The organism is Paenibacillus sp. J22TS3 (genome assembly GCF_018403205.1).
Classification (GTDB): Bacteria; Bacillota; Bacilli; order Paenibacillales; family Paenibacillaceae; genus Fontibacillus; species Fontibacillus tuaregi.
On record NZ_BOSF01000001.1, the window covers coordinates 640,383 to 658,488 of the forward strand.

An 18,106-nucleotide genomic window follows, 5' to 3' on the forward strand; every position below is an offset into this window, starting at 1 on the left:
GAAGAGTTAACCTCAGGTCTTGAAGATGATACTGGGCAGCTCAAGCCGGATAGCCTCCCACGCTGCTGGTGTGAGCTCCACAACCTCCCCTCCGGGAAGTTTCTGCAGCTCCGCAGTCCACGGATCACGCTCAAAGATTCTCTGCGGCAAGAACTCTGCGGTCTCTCCATTCAAACGCAGCAGGATTTTTGTCTTCCAGGCCAGCGCCTGCCGGATCAGGGATTTCGAGGTGGAGGGATGATAGTTCCTCATCTCCTTGAGCCAGCCTGCCGGGACTTCTTCCATGCCCGGGAACAGCTCTTCAGGAGATGGGAAAGCCCCATCCTGTTCATAAATATGAACAGGGGCTCCAGACACAATCAAACCTTGGCAGACCTCACGTTTAGCAGGAAGGCCGCCCGGACTTCCGGTGGCTTCCGCTGTGTCTCGTCTTCTCCGCCCGGACCATGTGCTGCTTCCTGCCAACTGATTCTGCTCCAGCTTCGGGTATATTCCCCGGGCAGGCATCCCGGCCTCGTCATCGGCTGCAGACATGCCCGGAGACATTTCCAGCTGCATAAGCCCCTTTCTAACACGCTCCAGTTCCTCCTTAGGAACAATGAAATTCAACGGACCGATTCTCTCAAGCTTAAGTTTGCCCGCAAAGTGAGCGGCAATCGCCTCAGCCGCTTCGGAATCCCTACATCTGAGAAGAACATGTTCCTCAATGGCTGTTCTCCCCATCTCCCTGTCCCACATCTTAAGGGCTGCCTGTACATTCTCGGGCACCCCCGCTGCAGCATTTTGTTCCAGAAATGCTAACGTATCCTCCGGTGTCCGTCCGTGGTTGTGCGCTTCTGTCGAAGAAGATCGGCTAAGCCGATAGACCGACATGACGTCATACGAAACGAACTCTGAGCAGATTTCCAGCTCCCACCGGATTGTATATGGTGTGTGTTCGGGTACAAGGATTTCGAAATCGGGCTGCACGTAAATTCCACTCATTCGGGCAGACGGTTGATTCAGGTTTGGGCCGCCGGCTGTTTCACTCCCGGATGCTTGATCGAATTCTGCCCCAGTTCTCCCCGGTTTCACTCGCCACCGGAATGCACGCTTCCCTTCCGTATTGGCCCCCAAATCCATAAAACCGAGGCCGCACAGCAGATTCAGCCAGCCGGTCATGAAATCTTCCTGCTCCTCTGTAATCTTGGTCTTGGCTGCGATCAGCTTGTTCCCATGAAGCCAGTCTAGAATATTCTGAAGCAGATACCAGCTGCCTTCCTGCAGCCTTGCCGATCCAAGCGAATAGGCGTACTGCTGCAAATTCGGATCAGATGGGATATAACGGGAAAGGACCTGACCGTAGATAACAGTCCGCATTGCATCCGGGCTTAAGGCAAGCCACTCAGCCAGTGTATCCTCCTCCAGGACAAAGTTGTCTCGTCTTGTCACCAGTCCAAGCCCCAGCAGCAGATCAAGCAGGACGGCAATTTCAGCTGAATATACATCCCGGTGAGGATAGTGAAGCCTAAGCTTGTCCAAATCGACAGAAGCCAGCCTTGTAAGACCGGCAAGCTTGCCCCTGGCCTTCTGGTGAATCGTGCCCTTCGCGGTAACCGGAAGGCCGTGTTTGCCAATCCAGACCAATATCCGGAATAAATCATTCTCCATCCCGTCACCCGCAGACCGTTCAATACTCATCTCGCCCTGCTCTTGTTGTAGAGAGCCCAGCAGCTGATCCTGAAGTCCCGCAAGGACTTCTCCGGTTAAATAGTACAGCCGCTCGCCCCAAGATTTCCTGACTGCGCTCAGAACCCCGGCTTTTCGAAGCGTGATCAGGCCCGCCCGCAGTTCAGCACCGCTGATCTCGGGTCCTGCCAGCTTATCAAGCTGCTCCAGCGTAAATGGCAGGGCCGCAAAGCTGCGCACAATCGCCAAAAGCGTCTGTTCTCCGGCTTCCGGCAATCTGCCAGATGCCAAGTTCCACTTCATCACATCTGAATGCACGATGCCCAATCGGCCTCCTTTCCAGCGAAATCATCTTCTGAATATTCACGAACGGTATATTCGTAACCTTGTTCGATAAGAAACAGCTGTCTGCGCAGGGCAAAGGCCAGTTCTTTGCTTTCGTCAGAAACCAATGTATAGAAAAAAGCCCGGTTGTCTCCCGCCTTGGGTCGCAGCAGCCTGCCAAGACGCTGGGCTTCCTCCTGCCTGGAGCCATAACTGCCAGATACCTGGATGCCTACAGCGGCATCCGGGAGGTCGACAGCAAAATTGGCTACTTTGGATACAACCAGAACTGGAATATCTCCACGCTGAAAGCCCCGGTATAAATCGATCCGCTCCTGCTGCCCTGATCTGCCGGTGATAAGGGGAGCCTCCAATTCAGCCGCAATCTGAGTCAACTGGTCAAGATATTGGCCGATGATCAGCGCCGGCTTGCCCGTATGACGCTGCAGCAGCCGCTTAGCAATAGCCAGCTTGGCCGGGTTCTCTGCCGCTATTCTGTATTTGTGCTTCCCTTCAGCCAGCAAATACTGCTTACGCAGTGGCTCTGGAAGCGAAATCCGGATTTCGGTGCACTTTACCTCGGCGATCCAGCCCGCCTGTTCCAGCTCCCGCCAAGGCATTTCATACCGCTTGGGGCCAATCAGAGAGAACACATCCTTCTCACAGCCGTCTTCCCGGACCAGCGTTGCGGTTAGCCCAAGCCTGCGGGTCGCTTGAATATCTGCGGTCACTCTGAATACCGGGGCCGGGAGCAAATGCACCTCATCATAAATAATGAGACCCCAGTCGCGTTCATTGAACAGCTTCATATGCTTAAATGTCTCTTCTTTCCTGCTGCGGTGAGTCAGAATCTGATAGGTGGAGACCGTCACAGGACGGACCTCCTTCTTATCCCCTGAATATTCACCAATCTGCTCTTCAAGAAGAGTCGACTTGCTTCGCATCTCATGAATCCACTGCCTTACTGAGGTTACATTAGACGTTAGGATCAACGTCTCACACTGCAGTCTTTCCATGGCAGCCAGACCGATGACCGTCTTGCCTGCCCCGCAGGGCAGAACGAGCACCCCGCTTCCGCCATCAGATTCCTCTCCCTTGCCGGCAAATGCATCCACGCTTTCCCGCTGATAAGGCCTGAGGGTGAAGCCGTCTTCCCCGGCAGTGCGGGTCCTTAGGGAGAAGCGAAGGTCGTTCCCATCGTGATAGCCCACCTCATCCAGCACAGGATACCCGAGCCGTGTAAGCTCCTGCTTGACAGCCCCGCGGTGCCGGGCTGCAAGAAGGCACGAACCATTGACCCCGCCGGTAAATTCCATCAGCAAACCTCTGATAGAAGGATACTTTCTGATTTCATTCATATATTCGGAATCACTTTGCAGGATGAGCGTGGTTATGTCATCCGGATTGCGGCGTAACCGTAATTTACCGTACCGGGTTAACCACACATCCATGCTCTGGTGCACCTGATCCGGCACCTTAAAGCGGGATAGCGTGCTCAGGCTATCCATAATTTCCGTTTTAGTCATTCCGGAGGCCGCCGCATTCCAGAGAGACAACGGAGTAAGTCGGTACGTATGAAAAGAAGCCGGGCTCTTCAGCAGCTCAGCATACCTGGACAGCTCCAATCTGGCGGATTCAAAGCCAGGATGGTCCTTTTCCAGCAGCACTGTAAAGTCCCTTTGTACGATGCATGCTCCGGTTCCTTCCATCTGATCAACACCCCTTAGCTGATTTATCCCTGAAATTGGCCAACATGGCACAATGCCAAAAAAGCCCGCAAGCTCTGCGGGCTCCTTGCTTCTTAAGTTAGAATTCCAAATAACGCCAAAATTATTCGCGCTTCTTCTCCTCCAGATAGGATTCGGCCATCGTAATCAGCAGACCTGCCGCATAGAGCATCGCATCCTCATCAATGTCGAATTTGGGATGATGGTGCGGATATACAGCCCCTTTCTCAGGATTCCCCGCTCCTACAAGCACAAAACATCCGGGGATCCTCTTCACATAATAAGCAAAATCCTCGGCAGGCATAATCTTAGGAGACAGCTCGGCACGGAGCCCAAAGGCTTCCCCGGCTACCCGGAAAAAGCGCCCGGTCTCATCTTCGTGGTTCACGAGCGGTGGATATCCCATGACATAATCCACCACGGCCTCAGCGCCATAAGCTTTAGCGGTGCCTTCGGCCATTTCCTCAATCCGTCTGCGGATTAAATGCCTTGTCTCTTCATTAAAGCATCTGACCGTTCCAGATAAAAGACAGTGCTCCGCAATCACGTTCTGTACCGTTCCTCCCTGAATCGAACCCACAGTAATCACGGCCGGGTCGAGCGGATCGACCGACCTGCTCACAATGGACTGAAGCTGCATCACAAGAGCAGCTCCAGCGACCACGCTGTCTACAGCGACATGGGGCATGCCTCCGTGTCCTCCCCGCCCCTGCATATCCACAAAGAACTCGTCCGTGGAGGCCATAAGCGGACCTGGTGCAGAGGCTGCCGTTCCTACTGGGATTGGCGTCCACAAATGAACGCCGTAGATTACATCAGCGCCGTCAACTGCGCCTTCCCGGATCATCGCTGCGGCCCCTCCAGGACACACCTCTTCAGCTGGCTGGAAGATCAGCCGAATCGACCCGTGAAGCGTATCCTTGATCTTCATGAAGTATTCGGCAACAGCCAGCAGAACGGCGGTATGTCCATCATGTCCGCACGCATGCATAACACCAGGCAGGCGCGACGCATAAGCACAGCTTTTCTCGTCCTGGATCGGCAATGCATCCATATCCGCCCGCAGGGCAACGGTTCTTCCCGGGAAGCTGCCTTTAATTTCTCCGATTACCCCATAGCCCCCCACATTGGTTCTGACTGTGAGGCCGAGATTGGTAAGAATAGCGGCTACGTAGGCCGAAGTTTTCTCTTCTTTATAAGACAGCTCCGGATTCTGATGAAGATAACGCCGCCTCTCCACCATTAGCGGATACAGTGAATTTACTAAATCCCTATCCTTCATAAAATGACACTTCCTTCGCATGGTTACGCTGCCTGGCCGGTAGCTTCTATCATTGTATCATAGACGCCTGATCCTTACGGAAAGTGTTTTCATTACAGGGCTTAGAGTGCTTGCACAACTCCCGGAAACATACTATCATGAATGAATATACAGTATGTTAAGGGAGGACTATGACCCAATGATTTTTGAAAACACTGGTTTGGACGGAATTAAGAGCGATCTCGCTTATTTGGATGAATCCGCCGAGAAAGTAGGTTTTATCCGGTGGCAGTGGGAATACTACCGTGCTACATATGATTATAAAATAGAAGATAACAATAACGAATATTTCCTGCGCATCAATACACGTGCTGTGGAAGGTAAGCTGGAACGTCCCGATGCCGTGCTTGCAATTGAAGCCGTATATATGGGCCGTGCCACTTTCCCGCATGGGCTTGAGTATGAATCCCCAATCCCATCCGATGTTCTGAGCAAAGCCAACCAGAAGCTGACCGAACTTAAGAAACTGCTCGAGGCCTAACATCCGGCTATGAGTGATAACAAAACCCAGTCCAGAAAAGGGACGCCCGACTTTCAACTGCTCATACTCACCCTGCTACTGGTGGGCTTCGGTCTGGTCATGGTGTTCAGTTCAAGCTCCAGCATCTCTATCGTTAATTCCAAATTCAACAATGACGCCATGTACTTCACTAAGAAACAACTAATGTTCGGCGGACTCGGACTGATTAGCATGTTCGTTACTATGAACATACCTTATGCGAGATACAAGAAATTGTTTGTACCGGTATTCATAGTTACTTTAATTATGCTTTTGCTTGTCCCCTATATAGGGAACAATGTAAACGGAGCTAGAAGCTGGTTCGGTGTCGGTTCTTTTGGGATTCAGCCTTCCGAGCTCGCCAAGATCACCATCGTTCTCTACTTGGCTGCCCTGATCTCGAAGAAAGGGGAGCGGTTCCGCGACCTGCGAACCGGTTATATTCCGGTGATGATGATCGTGGGCTTCGTTGCCGGGCTGATCATGCTTCAGCCGGATTTCGGCTCCTGCCTCATTCTCGTCGCTACAGCCGGGCTGGTTATATTCGCGGGAGGAGCTAATCTGAAGCATATTCTAGGCTCTATCGGACTGCTCATCCTCGGGGCCAGCATTGTGCTTGGCGCCCAGTTTCTATTCGAGAAGCTGAGCGGTGCCGAGGCAAGCCATAATTATAAGGCAGGCCGGATCCAGGCCTACCTGGATCCGCTTCATGATCCCCAAGGAGTGAGTTATAACCTGGTACAGTCCCTCATTGCCATTGGTCATGGCGGGGCAGCAGGTACAGGATTCGGCCAGAGCATCCAGAAGCTCCATTACCTTCCGAATCCATATAATGACTTTATTTTTTCCGTAATTGGCGAGGAATTCGGATTCATTGGGACTTTTTTGTTCCTGCTCTTCTATATTTATTTCATATGGAGGGGAATACTTGTCTCCGTCCGCTGTCCCGACACATTTGGAACCCTGGTCGGTGTTGGAATTATGGGGCTTATCGCCATCCAGGCTTTTATTAACATTGGCGGGGTAACCAACACAATCCCTATCACTGGCGTAACCTTGCCATTTATCAGTTATGGAGGCTCCTCTCTGATGGTTATGATGGCAAGTATGGGGATTGTGCTCAGCATCTCAAGGCAGGCCAATGTGCCGGTGCCCCAGGAACGGACCAAATCGGTTGTTGTCAAACAGGCGACTATACCGGATCGGCCGCGCAAAAGGACTTATACACGTTAACATAACGCTAGTTTTACCCAATTCCGTTGTCAATAACAAAAAGAGACGGTTCCAAGCCGCGGTTAATCCGTGGAGGGAACTGTCTCTTTTTGTGTTATACACCGTTCAAATTAGAGTATCGTTATGTAAGGGTTAAGCTTAGGGCGGGGAGCAGTTCTAAGCCTCATCGTCCTTGAAAGCTACTCCCTCCACTTTAACGTTCACTTCCACAACATGGAGCCCGGTCAAGCTCTCTACCGCAACCCGCACGTTCTGTTGAAGCATACGGCATACCTCGTGGATCGGTGTTTCATACAGTACGATAATCCTAAGATCGATCGCAGCTTCCAGCTGGCCAACCTCTACCGTAACTCCCTTTTGAACGTTCTTACCGCTAAGGCGCTTAGCCCAGCCTTCTGATAATCCTCCGCTCATAGCGGCGATGCCTGGAGTTTCCAACGCGGCCATGCCCGCAATTTTAGAAACGACATCATCCGAGATTCGAATGGTCCCTAGTTCAAGCTGCAGCTGCTCGGTCATGGTCATTCCACCTCCAAATTTCTCATTATTTCTCAATTGTAATGTGTGCCGTGTTGGAAAGCAACTATAGACCATTCTTCCATCTTCCGTATATAATACGGAATGACTAAGGGGCTGTACATCAACTGCCGTTTATATGGGGTACAATAATGGTTATATTGTTGTTGTACTCTTATAAGCCTATACCAAATTACATAAAGTTGAGGTGTCTTGTTTGAAAAAAATCTGGTTTCCTAGCTTGCTCATCATTACGTTTCTCCTTAGCGCTATCGGGCATTACGGCCACTGGAACCCTACGCTGCAATTCATTATTTCTGCTATCGCGGTCATATTTGTAGCTGGGTTCCTGGGGAAAGCCACCGAAAGTGTAGCCCATTATGCCGGACAACGCCTGGGTGGGTTCCTGAATGCCACGTTCGGCAATGCGGCCGAGTTGATCATTGGCATTCTGCTTGTGAGCAATGGGCAATTTGAAATTGTTAAGGCAAGCATTACAGGTTCGATTATCGGAAACCTGCTGCTTGTACTCGGGCTTAGCCTCTTCGCCGGGGGGCTGAAATACAAAATCCAGAATTTTAACATTTCATTGGCCGGACTTAACGGCTCCCTGATGATCCTAGGCATTATCGCCCTGTTCGTACCGGCTATCTTCCTCAACACCCACGCTCTTCAGAAAGAGGACGAAAGTGTGCTTAGTCTCGTTGTAGCCGGTATCCTGATTGTCGCTTACCTGCTCTGGCTGGTGTTCTCTATGATTACTCATAAAGATTATCTGGCTGACGTCACAGATGACAATGAGGAACAGTTGGCACATGAACATGAGCCGAAGTGGTCCAAGGGCAAGTCCATTCTGTATCTGATTGTCGCCACCGTGATGGTTGCCCTCGTCAGTGAATGGCTGGTTGATACGCTTGATACGTTTACAGCAAAATTCGGATTAAGCGAAATCTTTGTCGGCGCATTTGTCGTTGCTATTGTAGGAAATGCCGCAGAGCACAGCGCAGCGATCATGCTGGCTATGAAGAACAAAATCGGGGCTTCGGTGGAAATAGCTATTGGAAGCAGTCTGCAAATCGCGCTGTTCGTGGCGCCTGTTCTGATCTTTGTCAGCCATCTGCTGGGCCGTCCTATGGACATTGTGTTCACGGTTATTGAGCTTGCCGCAATTGGCGTATCCGTATTTATCGCGAAATCCATCACCCAAGACGGATCAACGAACTGGTATGAAGGGCTGCTTCTGCTGGCCGTATACGGAATACTGGGTGTATCCTTCTATCTCGTATAAAATGCAGCAATAAAAAAAGCGTATGTCCGGCCAAGCCGGCTTACGCTTTTTTGGTATGCTTCTATGGAGAAGAAGCTATTCCTTCTTATTCAAGGCCTCATACAAGACAGCCAGATTGCGCTCAAGCTTGCTGAGAATTTGTTTGCCGACCAGAGGATTCACAAGACCGGCCCGGACTGCAAAATCAACCTCTTTGGAGAATCCAAACATTTGGGTATCAAGAACCTCCTCATATAGAGGGCAGTATCGCGTGGCCAGGTTCTCCATCTGTACTTCAATCAGCTTCTCTATTTTATCTGCGTCTTCTTGCAAAAGACTCAGTGCTTTCAAATTCAATTGCTCCTGCAAATCAGATGAAGTCATGCAATATTCCCCCCCTGTGTACAATCATCAGTCTATATAGTCCAATTCATATCACTATCTTTAATATTAGTCGAAAATGATTCCCAATACAAGAACCCCACGAAATAAACGCCGTTAAATAAGAGCAGAAGCCTTCTTAATAATAAAAAACACCCCCGCTTGCTGGCGGGAGTGCGTTCTTAAGACTATTCTTCGACTACATGCACCTTCAGACCGTGCTTCGCGAAAGCTTCGGATACCGCAGCTTTTGCCTCTTCCGCATCAGGTCCATGAACATGAAGCTCATAGCTTTCGGAGCTAACCAAAGTAGTAAAAAGTCCCAGGATACTCTTTACATCAATATACTTGTTTTCAGCTTGAAGAACGATTGAAGACGTGAATTTTCCTGCTGTCTGGGCTATCTCCACAATCGCCGCATTGTTGTTCGCCATAGATTATCCTCCGTTTTTAAGTGGATTAAATATATGTTAATGATACCTTGAATCCGCTTACCAATCAAGGACAAATCTGGCTTACTTCAGGTTCTCCGGATTTAGCGCCTCAAGCTCAGGAAGTACAAAGATCCCGTCCTTGCGAATCAGCTTATCGTCGAAGTAGATTTCTCCGCCGCCATAATCAGGACGCTGGATCTGCACAAGATCCCAGTGGATGGAAGAACGGTTGCCGTTATCGGCCACTTCATATGCCTGCCCCGGTGTGAAATGGAAGCTGCCCGCAATCTTCTCATCGAACAAGGTGTCTTTCATCGGGTGCAGAATATACGGGTTAAATCCGATGGCAAACTCACCGATATAACGCGCCCCTTCATCCGTGTTCAGAATCTCATTAATGCGCGGCGTGTCGTTGCTGGAAGCTTCTACAATTTTGCCGTTCTCAAAACGGAATTTGATATTCTCAAAGGTTACGCCGTTATAGAGGCTTGCAGTATTGAAGCTTATGGTTCCATTAACCGAATCGCGAACCGGAGCGGTGTAGACCTCACCGTCAGGGATATTGTTTTGACCCGAGCATTTGATTGCCCCGATCCCTTTGATCGAGAACTGCAGGTCCGTGCCTTCCGCTACAATACGCACTTTATCCGTACGGTTCATCAGCTCGGCAAGTGCATCCTGTGCCCGGTCCATCTTCGCGTAATCCAGATTGCACACAGAGAAGTAGAAGTCCTCAAAGGCTTCCGTGCTCGTATTCGCAAGCTGCGCCATGCTGGCGTTCGGGTAACGCAGCACAACCCACTTGGTATGCTTGACACGCTGCTCACTATGTACAAGGTGGGAGTATAACGAGTTATACAGTTTCATTTTGTCTTCAGGCACATCCGCCAGATCGTTAACATTCTCGCCGGCCCGAATTCCGATGTATCCTTGCATTTGCTTCATACGGTGCAGGTCGATTTCTCCCCAGGTTCTAATCTGCTCTTCATTCCCGTATTTCAACATGGCCCGTTGAACGGTTCTGTCGGTGAGCTGTACAAAAGCATTACCGCCTCTTTTACCGATCTCCTCCACAATAGCGTTCAGCAGATCACGCTCGCTTCCGATCATCTCCACCAGGATATTCTCCCCTGGTTGAACATTTACGGAATAACCTACAAGATTTTGAGCCAGCTGGTTGATTCTTGGATCACGCAAAATTGGTTCCTCCTCTTAAGCTGCATTTAATTTAACAATGGTCGAATCCTTTATATTGTAGCATTTTGACTCTGTGAAGTCAGCTTATGCCTCGTCATTGAAAATGACAATCCGCCATAAATACTTCCGGTTTGTTCATGCCGCTGTTGGCTGGGTAAGTAACCTTACTGCTGGAAGTAAGCCGCTTGGGAAGCCCCGATTTGTTATCAATCGTCAGATGATATACCGAGCTGACCTGAGCAATATCCAGCTTATGTGTCATGTCCTTCTTTCCTTTGCTCCAGGTATCTTCAACCTGCCGGGTGAGCGCATCCAGTTCAGGCCGGGAAAGGGCAAGTCCCGCCGCTCGTAGCTTCCAGTCCGCCAAAATATTGTCCATTTCCTCGGTAAGCTGCCTGCGAAGCAGCGCCTTGGCCTCATCGGGAGATAGTTCAATCCGAAGCATCTTGGTCCCCCGGGCTGCACCACTCTCGAGCCGAATCGTCTTTGCCTTAGTATCGTGAATCTCTTCCAGCTGGGCGAGCGGGTTAATCCGGTTCAATGTCCTTGGCAGCGGACTGGCACTGCGCTCAGTGCGATCCAGCATCACCCATTTCCGCCCCTTAAGCTGGAAAGTAGCCAGCTCGGCTCCCTTTCCCAGCCCGGCCATTGCCAGATTCTGCCCTCTCCCTGCCTGTGACGGCTCAGCCTTGAGCGTAAGCGTCTGATGATTCTGCAGCTGTCCGGAAAAGGCAATATTCCCTTCTTCCTGGATCTGGTTATCCCGAAGAAGGGACGCCCTTCCTTGAAAATTCATCGTGTCGCTCCCGGCTAGACCGGCCCACGTCATCTCAAACCAGTCCTGAGCCGTCTTAGGACCGGATATCCCACAGGCCCCAAGAAGCGCACAAGTCAGTAGGAGCGGGAGGAATCTTCCTTTTTCAAGATATGTAAACATAGCTACGCCGCCTTTCCGTATAAGGTATACACTTAATCCTAATCTCTCCTGCGAAAGACAAGTTATACGGAAAAAGACCAATATAAAAAAGGACACCGCTCTGGTGTCCTTTCGGGTCGTGCTTCAGTTGGACTGCAAGTTATCACTTTCACCGATCTGAGTCTGGTTTCGTCCATTGTTTTTGGAACGGTACAGAGCCATATCCGCCCGGTAAAAGAGTGACTCCACGCTGATCTTCTCATCCTTGCGGTTCCACTCCGATACTCCGCACGATACCGTAACCTGCGGAGTCGTCTCAGCAGCCACCTTCTCCCTAATCGCCTCGGCCACACGGTAGCCATCCTCCAGCTCCATGCCTGGCAGGTAAATCGCCAGCTCCTCGCCGCCCCATCTGGCACAAAGATCAATCTTGCGGACCGAGGACTGAATAATCACCGCCACCTGCTTCAGAATTTTATCCCCAATCTGGTGACCGTATGTGTCATTGACCTGCTTAAATTTATCAATATCTACAACAATAAGAGAACCCCTGGCTTCCCTGCGCTGAAATTCAAGCAGTTTATCGTCCAGATAATGCCGGGCGAAAAGACCGGTCAGCATATCCCTGTTGGCCATCCGCCGAACTTCAGCATGAAGGGAAGCATTTGCAATTGCAAGGCCGATATGGGTGGCCAGCACCTGCAGCAGCTTATAATTCTCATAGGAGAAGAAATGCGGACGGGTATGTGAAAGCAGGATCGCTCCGCTGACCTCCCCCCGGATCAGGAGAGGGGCTCCAATCATGGAGTTCGATCCCGTCTCCTCCATCAGCTTGGAGTACACCCTTCCATAGCTGTGGTAATCGGAAAGAATGACAGGCTCTTTGGTAGCATAGACCAAGCCGCAGAAGCCATAATCTCTTGGAAAAATCTCCTTACTGAGCGAAGGAACATTGGTGGATACCATCTCAAAGAAATCCTTATCCTTATCAAGCTGGGAGATACAGCAATACTCGGCATTGAAGATGTGCAGGAGCTCCTCGGTGGCGAATTTGAATACCTCCTTAAGCTGGAGGCTTTGACTTAATTGCTGTGTTAATTCATTTATTAGGCGAAGCTCATCAATAAGCAGATTGGACTGCTCATACAGCTTGGCATTCTCAAAAGCGGTTCCTGCCGTATCGGCCAGCATGCCGACGAGTTGGATGTCCGCCTCTTCAAAATGCTCTGAAGGAATATACATATGAAAAACGCCATAAACCCCCTGCTTTCCGCTAAGCGGAACAGCAATCTCAAGGTACTGGGTTCCTTCTTCACTCAAAAATGCATTCCGGAGGAGCTTTCCTTCCATAAAAGCTTGGACACAGAGCCTGTCCATTTCCCCTTGAAGCTGAAGAGGCTTCACCCTGGGATTTGTACTCTGATGATCCTGGGACATCAGGATTTCCAAGCGGACGTTCGGATAGACACTGATAATACTGTCCAGCACCTCATTAAGCACTGCGTCCACATCAATTTTGTCATGAAGCCGCTGTACTACTTCAACCAGAAATGAGCGCCTAAATGTCTCACGTTTGGCCTGCTCTTGCAGAGTCAATAGATCCTTAAAGAATGTATTCTCAAATCTCCGGTAAAAGCATGTGACAAAATGACGCTCTGCAATTCCCAAGATCCGGTTCCCAAAAGCAATATCTTGATCATTTCCCTGCATGATGCATCCTATAAACGCAAATATTTCGGCATTGCTTCTTGTACGTACGGGAACTGCTGCTGCCGTAATCTCATGTGCTTGCGCAGCGTCCTCAAACAGTTTGACCGTGGTAATCTTCCCCGATTCCAGACTTAAGCGCATTGCTTTATTTATACCCTCTATCCACTCGTTCAGCTCGGGATCACCTTCGGCTTGCAGAAGCTCTGCCGTCCAGTCCCCAACCAGCCACAAGGCCCGGCCTCCGGCTTGCAGCGTAGACGCAGCCGATAGCCAGTCCCGAAAAGCGGACTTTAACAGAAAATGTATGTATGGAAAATCATAAGTTGTGATGTCAAGCTGTTCCAGCCATGCGAGTTCATTCAATTGAGGGTTCAGTTCAGGAGATTGGGAAGGTAAGCTGCTGATCACCGGGTCCTCTCGTGGGTGTTCTGCCATAGGGGGCTCCTTCTGCACCGCGTATCCGTCGGCTTAATGGTAACCTTTTGTTGTATGCTAAATAAAGAAACTTATTTTAAAAGGGTAATTTTAGGAAAATCATGTATATTTGTATTCTACTATTAATAACACTATTTTGCATCATAATTCCACGGTTTTGTCCTGCATTTTTGGTGCGAAAGCCCTATCGACAAAAACCTTCTTTTTCGAACAAAAACTACACCTTGACTTTATATACGAACTTCATATAATATTTATTGTTGATAAAGACTGGATAGAGTCTTACATTAGGGCGTAATATTGTGTCACCCTCACGGATTTTGTTGCTGACTGGACAGCGGCTGAACTTTTCTGTCAGTAGAGCGGATATTATCATCTATCCCCCCGCCCGACAAACAAAACCGGCGCAAGTGTAGCCCCACCTAAAATTCCATTTATGAAGGAGTCTACTATACAATGGCACGTTACACAGGTCCTAAATTTAAACTCAGCCGTCGTCTCGGCATTTCCCTGAGCGGCACAGGCAAAGATTTGAAGCGTCCTTTCCCTCCGGGTCAGCACGGCGCTAACCAACGCAGAAAAGTAAGTAACTACGGAGCTCAGCTTCTTGAGAAGCAAAAACTTCGTCATATGTACGGTTTGGGCGAAAAGCAGTTCCGCACTCTGTTCTCTAAAGCCCACAAAATGCAAGGTATTGCCGGTGAAAACTTCATGTTCTTGCTGGAATCCCGTTTGGACAACCTTGTATACCGTCTTGGTTTCGCTAACTCCCGTGCTGGTGCCCGTCAGTTGGTTTCCCACGGACACATCACTGTTAACGGCAAGAAAGTGAACATCGCTTCTTACCTCGTGAACCTTGGCGACGTCATCAGCCTTCGCGAAAGAAGCCGCGGTCTTTCCTCCGTTAAAGAAGCTTTGGAAAACCGTACTCACCTTCCAGCTTACCTGGAGTTCAACGATACTTCCCTCGAAGGTAAATACATCCGTCTTCCTGAGCGTTCCGAATTGTCTCAGGATATCGATGAGAAGCAAATCGTCGAGTTCTACAACCGTTAATCTTTAAACAACAAGCCGGCCAGGTCTTCCAGACCTCGGCCGGCTTTTTCTATGGCCCTAACAAAATCCGGAGGCCTGCAGGCTTCTTCAAAACGCGCACTCCCTGCCCCCTCCCCATAGTTCGGAGGAAAGGGACGGATTTCTACTAGATATTCCCATACCCTGATCTATATCCAATTGTATTTTGCGGTATATCTTATAACATAATATATTTTTTGGGAATCACGACCTCGTCTCAATAAGCCCGCCATGCCCCATGGGGGATTATGGGAAAAATGAATTCAAACCCTTGTATTTATGCTATAATGTTGCTGTTAAAAAGGAGGATACCCAATGGTAGAAGTGCACGGAAAGGATCCCGAAGAACAAACAGCAGCGCCTGCAAGGCATTGGGGAAAAACCACTTTGAAGGTTTTCCTATGGCTGTTTTTTGTTGGCTTTACAGGGATTCTGTTCGTTGGAGGAGCCATCTTTGGCTTCGTATCCGCGAACGTGATTGATGATCCCGTCCGGACCCGGGCGAGTATTGAGCAGAAAATAAGCACTAACAATATTACCAGCTTCGCTTACTTCCGTGACGGATATCCGATTGGGCAGCTTCGTTCGGAAGAAGACCGAAGGCCGGTAACTTACGAGGAAATTCCCCAGATTGTCATCGACGCGGTTATATCCGTAGAAGACAACAACTTTTGGAATCATAACGGGGTAGATTTGAAGGGAACCCTGCGCGCGGTCAAGGAGCGGCTGCTCAGAGAAAGCAGTCAGACCGGGGGCAGTACGCTGACCCAGCAGCTGGCCCGCCGTGTATTCCTGAGTCTTGACCGTACGGATAACCGCAAGGTAAAGGAGATGCTGCTCGCCCTTCGCCTAGAGCGGTTTTTGACCAAGAAAGAAATATTAACCGCTTACCTCAACAAGGTTCCTTTCGGCAATGGTTCTAACGGATACAATGTATTCGGAATCCAGGCCGCTTCCCGGGGGATATTTGGAATTGCGGACCTGAAGAAGCTTAACATTGCCCAGGCGGCTTATCTGGCCGGTCTGCCCCAGCTCCCTTCCTCTTATTCTGCCTTTAACGGCAAGGGAGAATTTAATAAGTCCAACTTCAATCGTGCCATCAAACGTCAGCATCTTGTTCTGCAGCGCATGCTGGAGGAGAACAAGATAACGAAGGTCCAGTATGATGAGGCACTCGCATTTGACATCAAGAAAGCTCTCGTACCCAAGACACAAAAAGCCTATGCTACTTATCCTTATCTGATGCTTGAAACCGAACGCCAGGGCGCACAGGTTCTTGCTCTGCTCAAGAATCCCAAGCTGGACAAAAACAAAATTCCAAGCCAGGTGCTCGAAGAAGCCCGCCAGCAGCTGATGACCGGCGGTTACCGCATTTATACTACAATTGACAAAAAAGTATACACGGCGATGCATAAGGTGGCAGAGAACAGCAGCAACTTCTCCCCTTACAGCAAAACCAAGGGTCTTGAACAGGTGGCTGGTATTATGATCGACCACAGGACAGGCGGGATTCTGGGGATGATCGAAGGAAGGGATTTCTACACCGAGCAAATGAATTACGCAACTCAGATGGTGAGACAGCCCGGCTCAACCATGAAGCCGATTGCAGCCTTCCTGCCTGCTCTCGATAAAGGCCTTATCCAGCCAGCAAGCGTCATTGACGACTCACCCGTCATCTTTAAGGATGGACGGAAGGGCTACCATATTCCAGTGAACTCAAGCGGGGGCTACAAGGGATTGGTTACAGCCCGAACCGCGCTGAATGAATCACGCAACATCCCGGCTCTGAAGCTGTTCAATAACGTCGTCGGCATTAACGATGCATGGGCCTTCGTCAAAAGACTGGGTATTACGACGATACAGGATCAGGATTACCAAGCACAAACCGGGGTTTTAGGTGGTCTTAAGTATGGTGTAACCGTGGAACAACTGGCCAACGCCTATGGCGCTATTGCGGATCAGGGCGTGTACAACGAGTCGTATATGATCGAGAAAATTACAGACTCCACCGGTCACGTCGTTTACCAGCATGAAAGCAAGCCTCAGCAGGTGTTTTCCAAACAGACCGCTTATCTGATGACGGACATGCTCCGGACAGTTATCTCCCAAGCCGGATCAACTGGACATTCCATCACCCGTGAGTTTAAGAAATACGGCACCATTCCGGTTGTAGGAAAAACGGGCACAACTCAGGACTATGGGGATGTCTGGTTTATGGGCTATTCGCCAGATGTCACCCTGGGCGTCTGGGTAGGTTACAAGGAACAGAAGAACACACTCGTGACCAAGCAGGCCAAGGCCAGAGCCAAATCGATCTGGGCGCTTGTCATGAACGAAGTAACCGAAAGCAAGCCGGAGCTGTTCAAGACAGCCAAGTTCGAGAAACCAGATGGAATTGTGACCAAGACCGTATCGGGTTACAGCGGACTTCTACCAACGGCGCTGACACGCCAGGCCGGCAAGATGGTTACGGATATTTTTAATGCCAAATACGTCCCTACGAAGTCGGATAACGTGCTGATCAGAGCCAAGTATATAACCTATAACGGGGTAAATTATATCCCTCACGATGGGACACCGGACGATATGGTGCAGCAAAAGGTTGTGGTCCGGCGCGACAAACCTATTAAAGAACTGATCGAGGATCTGCAAAAAGCCTTCTCCAGAATGAGAGGCGGCCATAGATCACTTGACTTCTACATGCCTAAGGATGCATCAGAGGATGCTCCATATAAGCTCGATCCGCGTGTGGATGACGGAAAGGCTCCATCTGCACCGTCTAATGTCAGATCTATTGCTGGGGCAGGACATAATACGATCACGTTTAGTCTCAGCGGGGAGAAAGATGTTGCCGGTTACCGGCTGTACCGCTCTGTTGACGGCAGTGCCTTCAAATACAGCAGTTCTGTATTAACTGGCTCTGAAGCAAGCTTCAGCGACGGGACCTCTTCGGGTCATAATTACGCTTATTATGTAACTGCTGTGGATGTTGGCGGACATGAGTCGCAGCCAAGTGCTGTCGCCACCTCTGAAGGCGGAGGCAAACCGCTTAACGTTCCAGGGTCTGAACAGTCCGGCAGCAGCACAACGCAAGAAGGTTCGGGCGGAACAATCAAGAGCGGCGTAACTACCACCCCATCTGCTCCCCAGCGCCTGCATGGTGAATCGGCAAGCAATGGTGTCAAAATTACTTGGGCAGCCAATCCGAAAGCTGAAGGCGTTACCGGCTACAACGTCTATTACGCTGACAAGGAGAATGGGGTTTACTCCTTGGTCGGAACCGTGCAGTCGAATGCGTACGAATACACAGCTTCGCCGATTGACGGTTATATCCGTGTAACCGCAGTAAACAAGTCTGGCGAATCGACTCCAACTGCAGCTATGCATATCCAAAAGCAGTAAGT

General features: G+C 50.0%; 14 protein-coding genes. 5 read left to right on the forward strand and 9 right to left on the reverse strand.

Translation table 11 applies throughout. The annotated features are described in order from the left end of the window. Positions 1-12 precede the first annotated feature (12 nt). The 3 genes from KJS63_RS03050 to KJS63_RS03060 all read right to left on the reverse strand — a co-directional run bounded on the left by KJS63_RS03050 (position 13) and on the right by KJS63_RS03060 (position 5,001). Positions 13-1,986: a helicase-associated domain-containing protein gene (locus KJS63_RS03050; protein WP_244862498.1), complete on the reverse strand. Its 1,974-nt coding sequence runs from the start codon at positions 1,984-1,986 to the stop codon at positions 13-15. Beyond that, a complete protein-coding gene (locus tag KJS63_RS03055) occupies positions 1,971-3,701 on the reverse strand; it encodes a DNA repair helicase XPB (RefSeq protein WP_213617894.1) in 1,731 nt (576 codons plus the stop codon). The genes KJS63_RS03050 and KJS63_RS03055 overlap by 16 nt, the downstream gene beginning before the upstream one ends. A gap of 121 nt (positions 3,702-3,822) precedes the next feature. Continuing rightward, positions 3,823-5,001: an amidohydrolase gene (locus tag KJS63_RS03060; RefSeq protein WP_213617895.1), complete on the reverse strand. Its 1,179-nt coding sequence runs from the start codon at positions 4,999-5,001 to the stop codon at positions 3,823-3,825. A gap of 178 nt (positions 5,002-5,179) precedes the next feature. Here KJS63_RS03060 and KJS63_RS03065 point away from each other — a divergent pair, with 178 nt between their 5' ends. Further along, entirely contained in the window at positions 5,180-5,521 is a 342-nt protein-coding gene (locus KJS63_RS03065; protein ID WP_068616738.1) for a YugN family protein, read from the forward strand. Between the two features lie 9 nt (positions 5,522-5,530). Then, entirely contained in the window at positions 5,531-6,772 is a 1,242-nt protein-coding gene (gene ftsW / locus KJS63_RS03070) for a putative lipid II flippase FtsW (RefSeq protein ID WP_213617896.1), read from the forward strand. A gap of 156 nt (positions 6,773-6,928) precedes the next feature. Here ftsW and KJS63_RS03075 read toward each other — a convergent pair whose 3' ends face one another. Continuing rightward, positions 6,929-7,291 carry an Asp23/Gls24 family envelope stress response protein gene (locus KJS63_RS03075; RefSeq protein ID WP_068616734.1) on the reverse strand — a complete coding sequence of 121 codons (363 nt, stop codon included), beginning with the start codon at positions 7,289-7,291 and terminating at the stop codon, positions 6,929-6,931. A 214-nt stretch (positions 7,292-7,505) separates the two neighbouring features. Between KJS63_RS03075 and cax the strand changes: the two genes are divergently transcribed. Continuing rightward, positions 7,506-8,576, forward strand: a complete 1,071-nt coding sequence (gene cax / locus KJS63_RS03080; protein WP_213617897.1) for a calcium/proton exchanger — start codon at positions 7,506-7,508, stop codon at positions 8,574-8,576. A gap of 75 nt (positions 8,577-8,651) precedes the next feature. Here the strand turns inward: cax and KJS63_RS03085 are convergent, their stop codons facing one another. The 5 genes from KJS63_RS03085 to KJS63_RS03105 form a co-directional block, all read right to left on the reverse strand. Then, complete coding sequence (locus tag KJS63_RS03085) at positions 8,652-8,939, reverse strand: Fpa/YlaN family protein (protein ID WP_068616732.1); 288 nt, start codon at positions 8,937-8,939, stop codon at positions 8,652-8,654. Positions 8,940-9,124: 185 nt separating this feature from the next. After that, complete coding sequence (locus KJS63_RS03090; RefSeq protein WP_068616730.1) at positions 9,125-9,370, reverse strand: HPr family phosphocarrier protein; 246 nt, start codon at positions 9,368-9,370, stop codon at positions 9,125-9,127. Positions 9,371-9,451: 81 nt separating this feature from the next. Further along, a complete protein-coding gene (locus KJS63_RS03095) occupies positions 9,452-10,567 on the reverse strand; it encodes an aminopeptidase (RefSeq protein WP_068616728.1) in 1,116 nt (371 codons plus the stop codon). Between the two features lie 94 nt (positions 10,568-10,661). Then, positions 10,662-11,504, reverse strand: a complete 843-nt coding sequence (locus KJS63_RS03100; protein WP_213617898.1) for a hypothetical protein — start codon at positions 11,502-11,504, stop codon at positions 10,662-10,664. A gap of 123 nt (positions 11,505-11,627) precedes the next feature. Further along, positions 11,628-13,628, reverse strand: coding sequence for a diguanylate cyclase (locus KJS63_RS03105; protein ID WP_213617899.1), 2,001 nt, complete (start codon positions 13,626-13,628; stop codon positions 11,628-11,630). Positions 13,629-14,084: 456 nt separating this feature from the next. On the opposite strand from KJS63_RS03105, the gene rpsD reads away from it, so the two are divergent. Together rpsD and KJS63_RS03115 are read left to right on the forward strand one after the other, a co-directional pair. Continuing rightward, positions 14,085-14,684, forward strand: a complete 600-nt coding sequence (gene rpsD, locus KJS63_RS03110) for a 30S ribosomal protein S4 (protein ID WP_213617900.1) — start codon at positions 14,085-14,087, stop codon at positions 14,682-14,684. Between the two features lie 333 nt (positions 14,685-15,017). Further along, positions 15,018-18,104, forward strand: coding sequence for a transglycosylase domain-containing protein (locus KJS63_RS03115; RefSeq protein WP_213617901.1), 3,087 nt, complete (start codon positions 15,018-15,020; stop codon positions 18,102-18,104). Positions 18,105-18,106 lie beyond the last annotated feature (2 nt).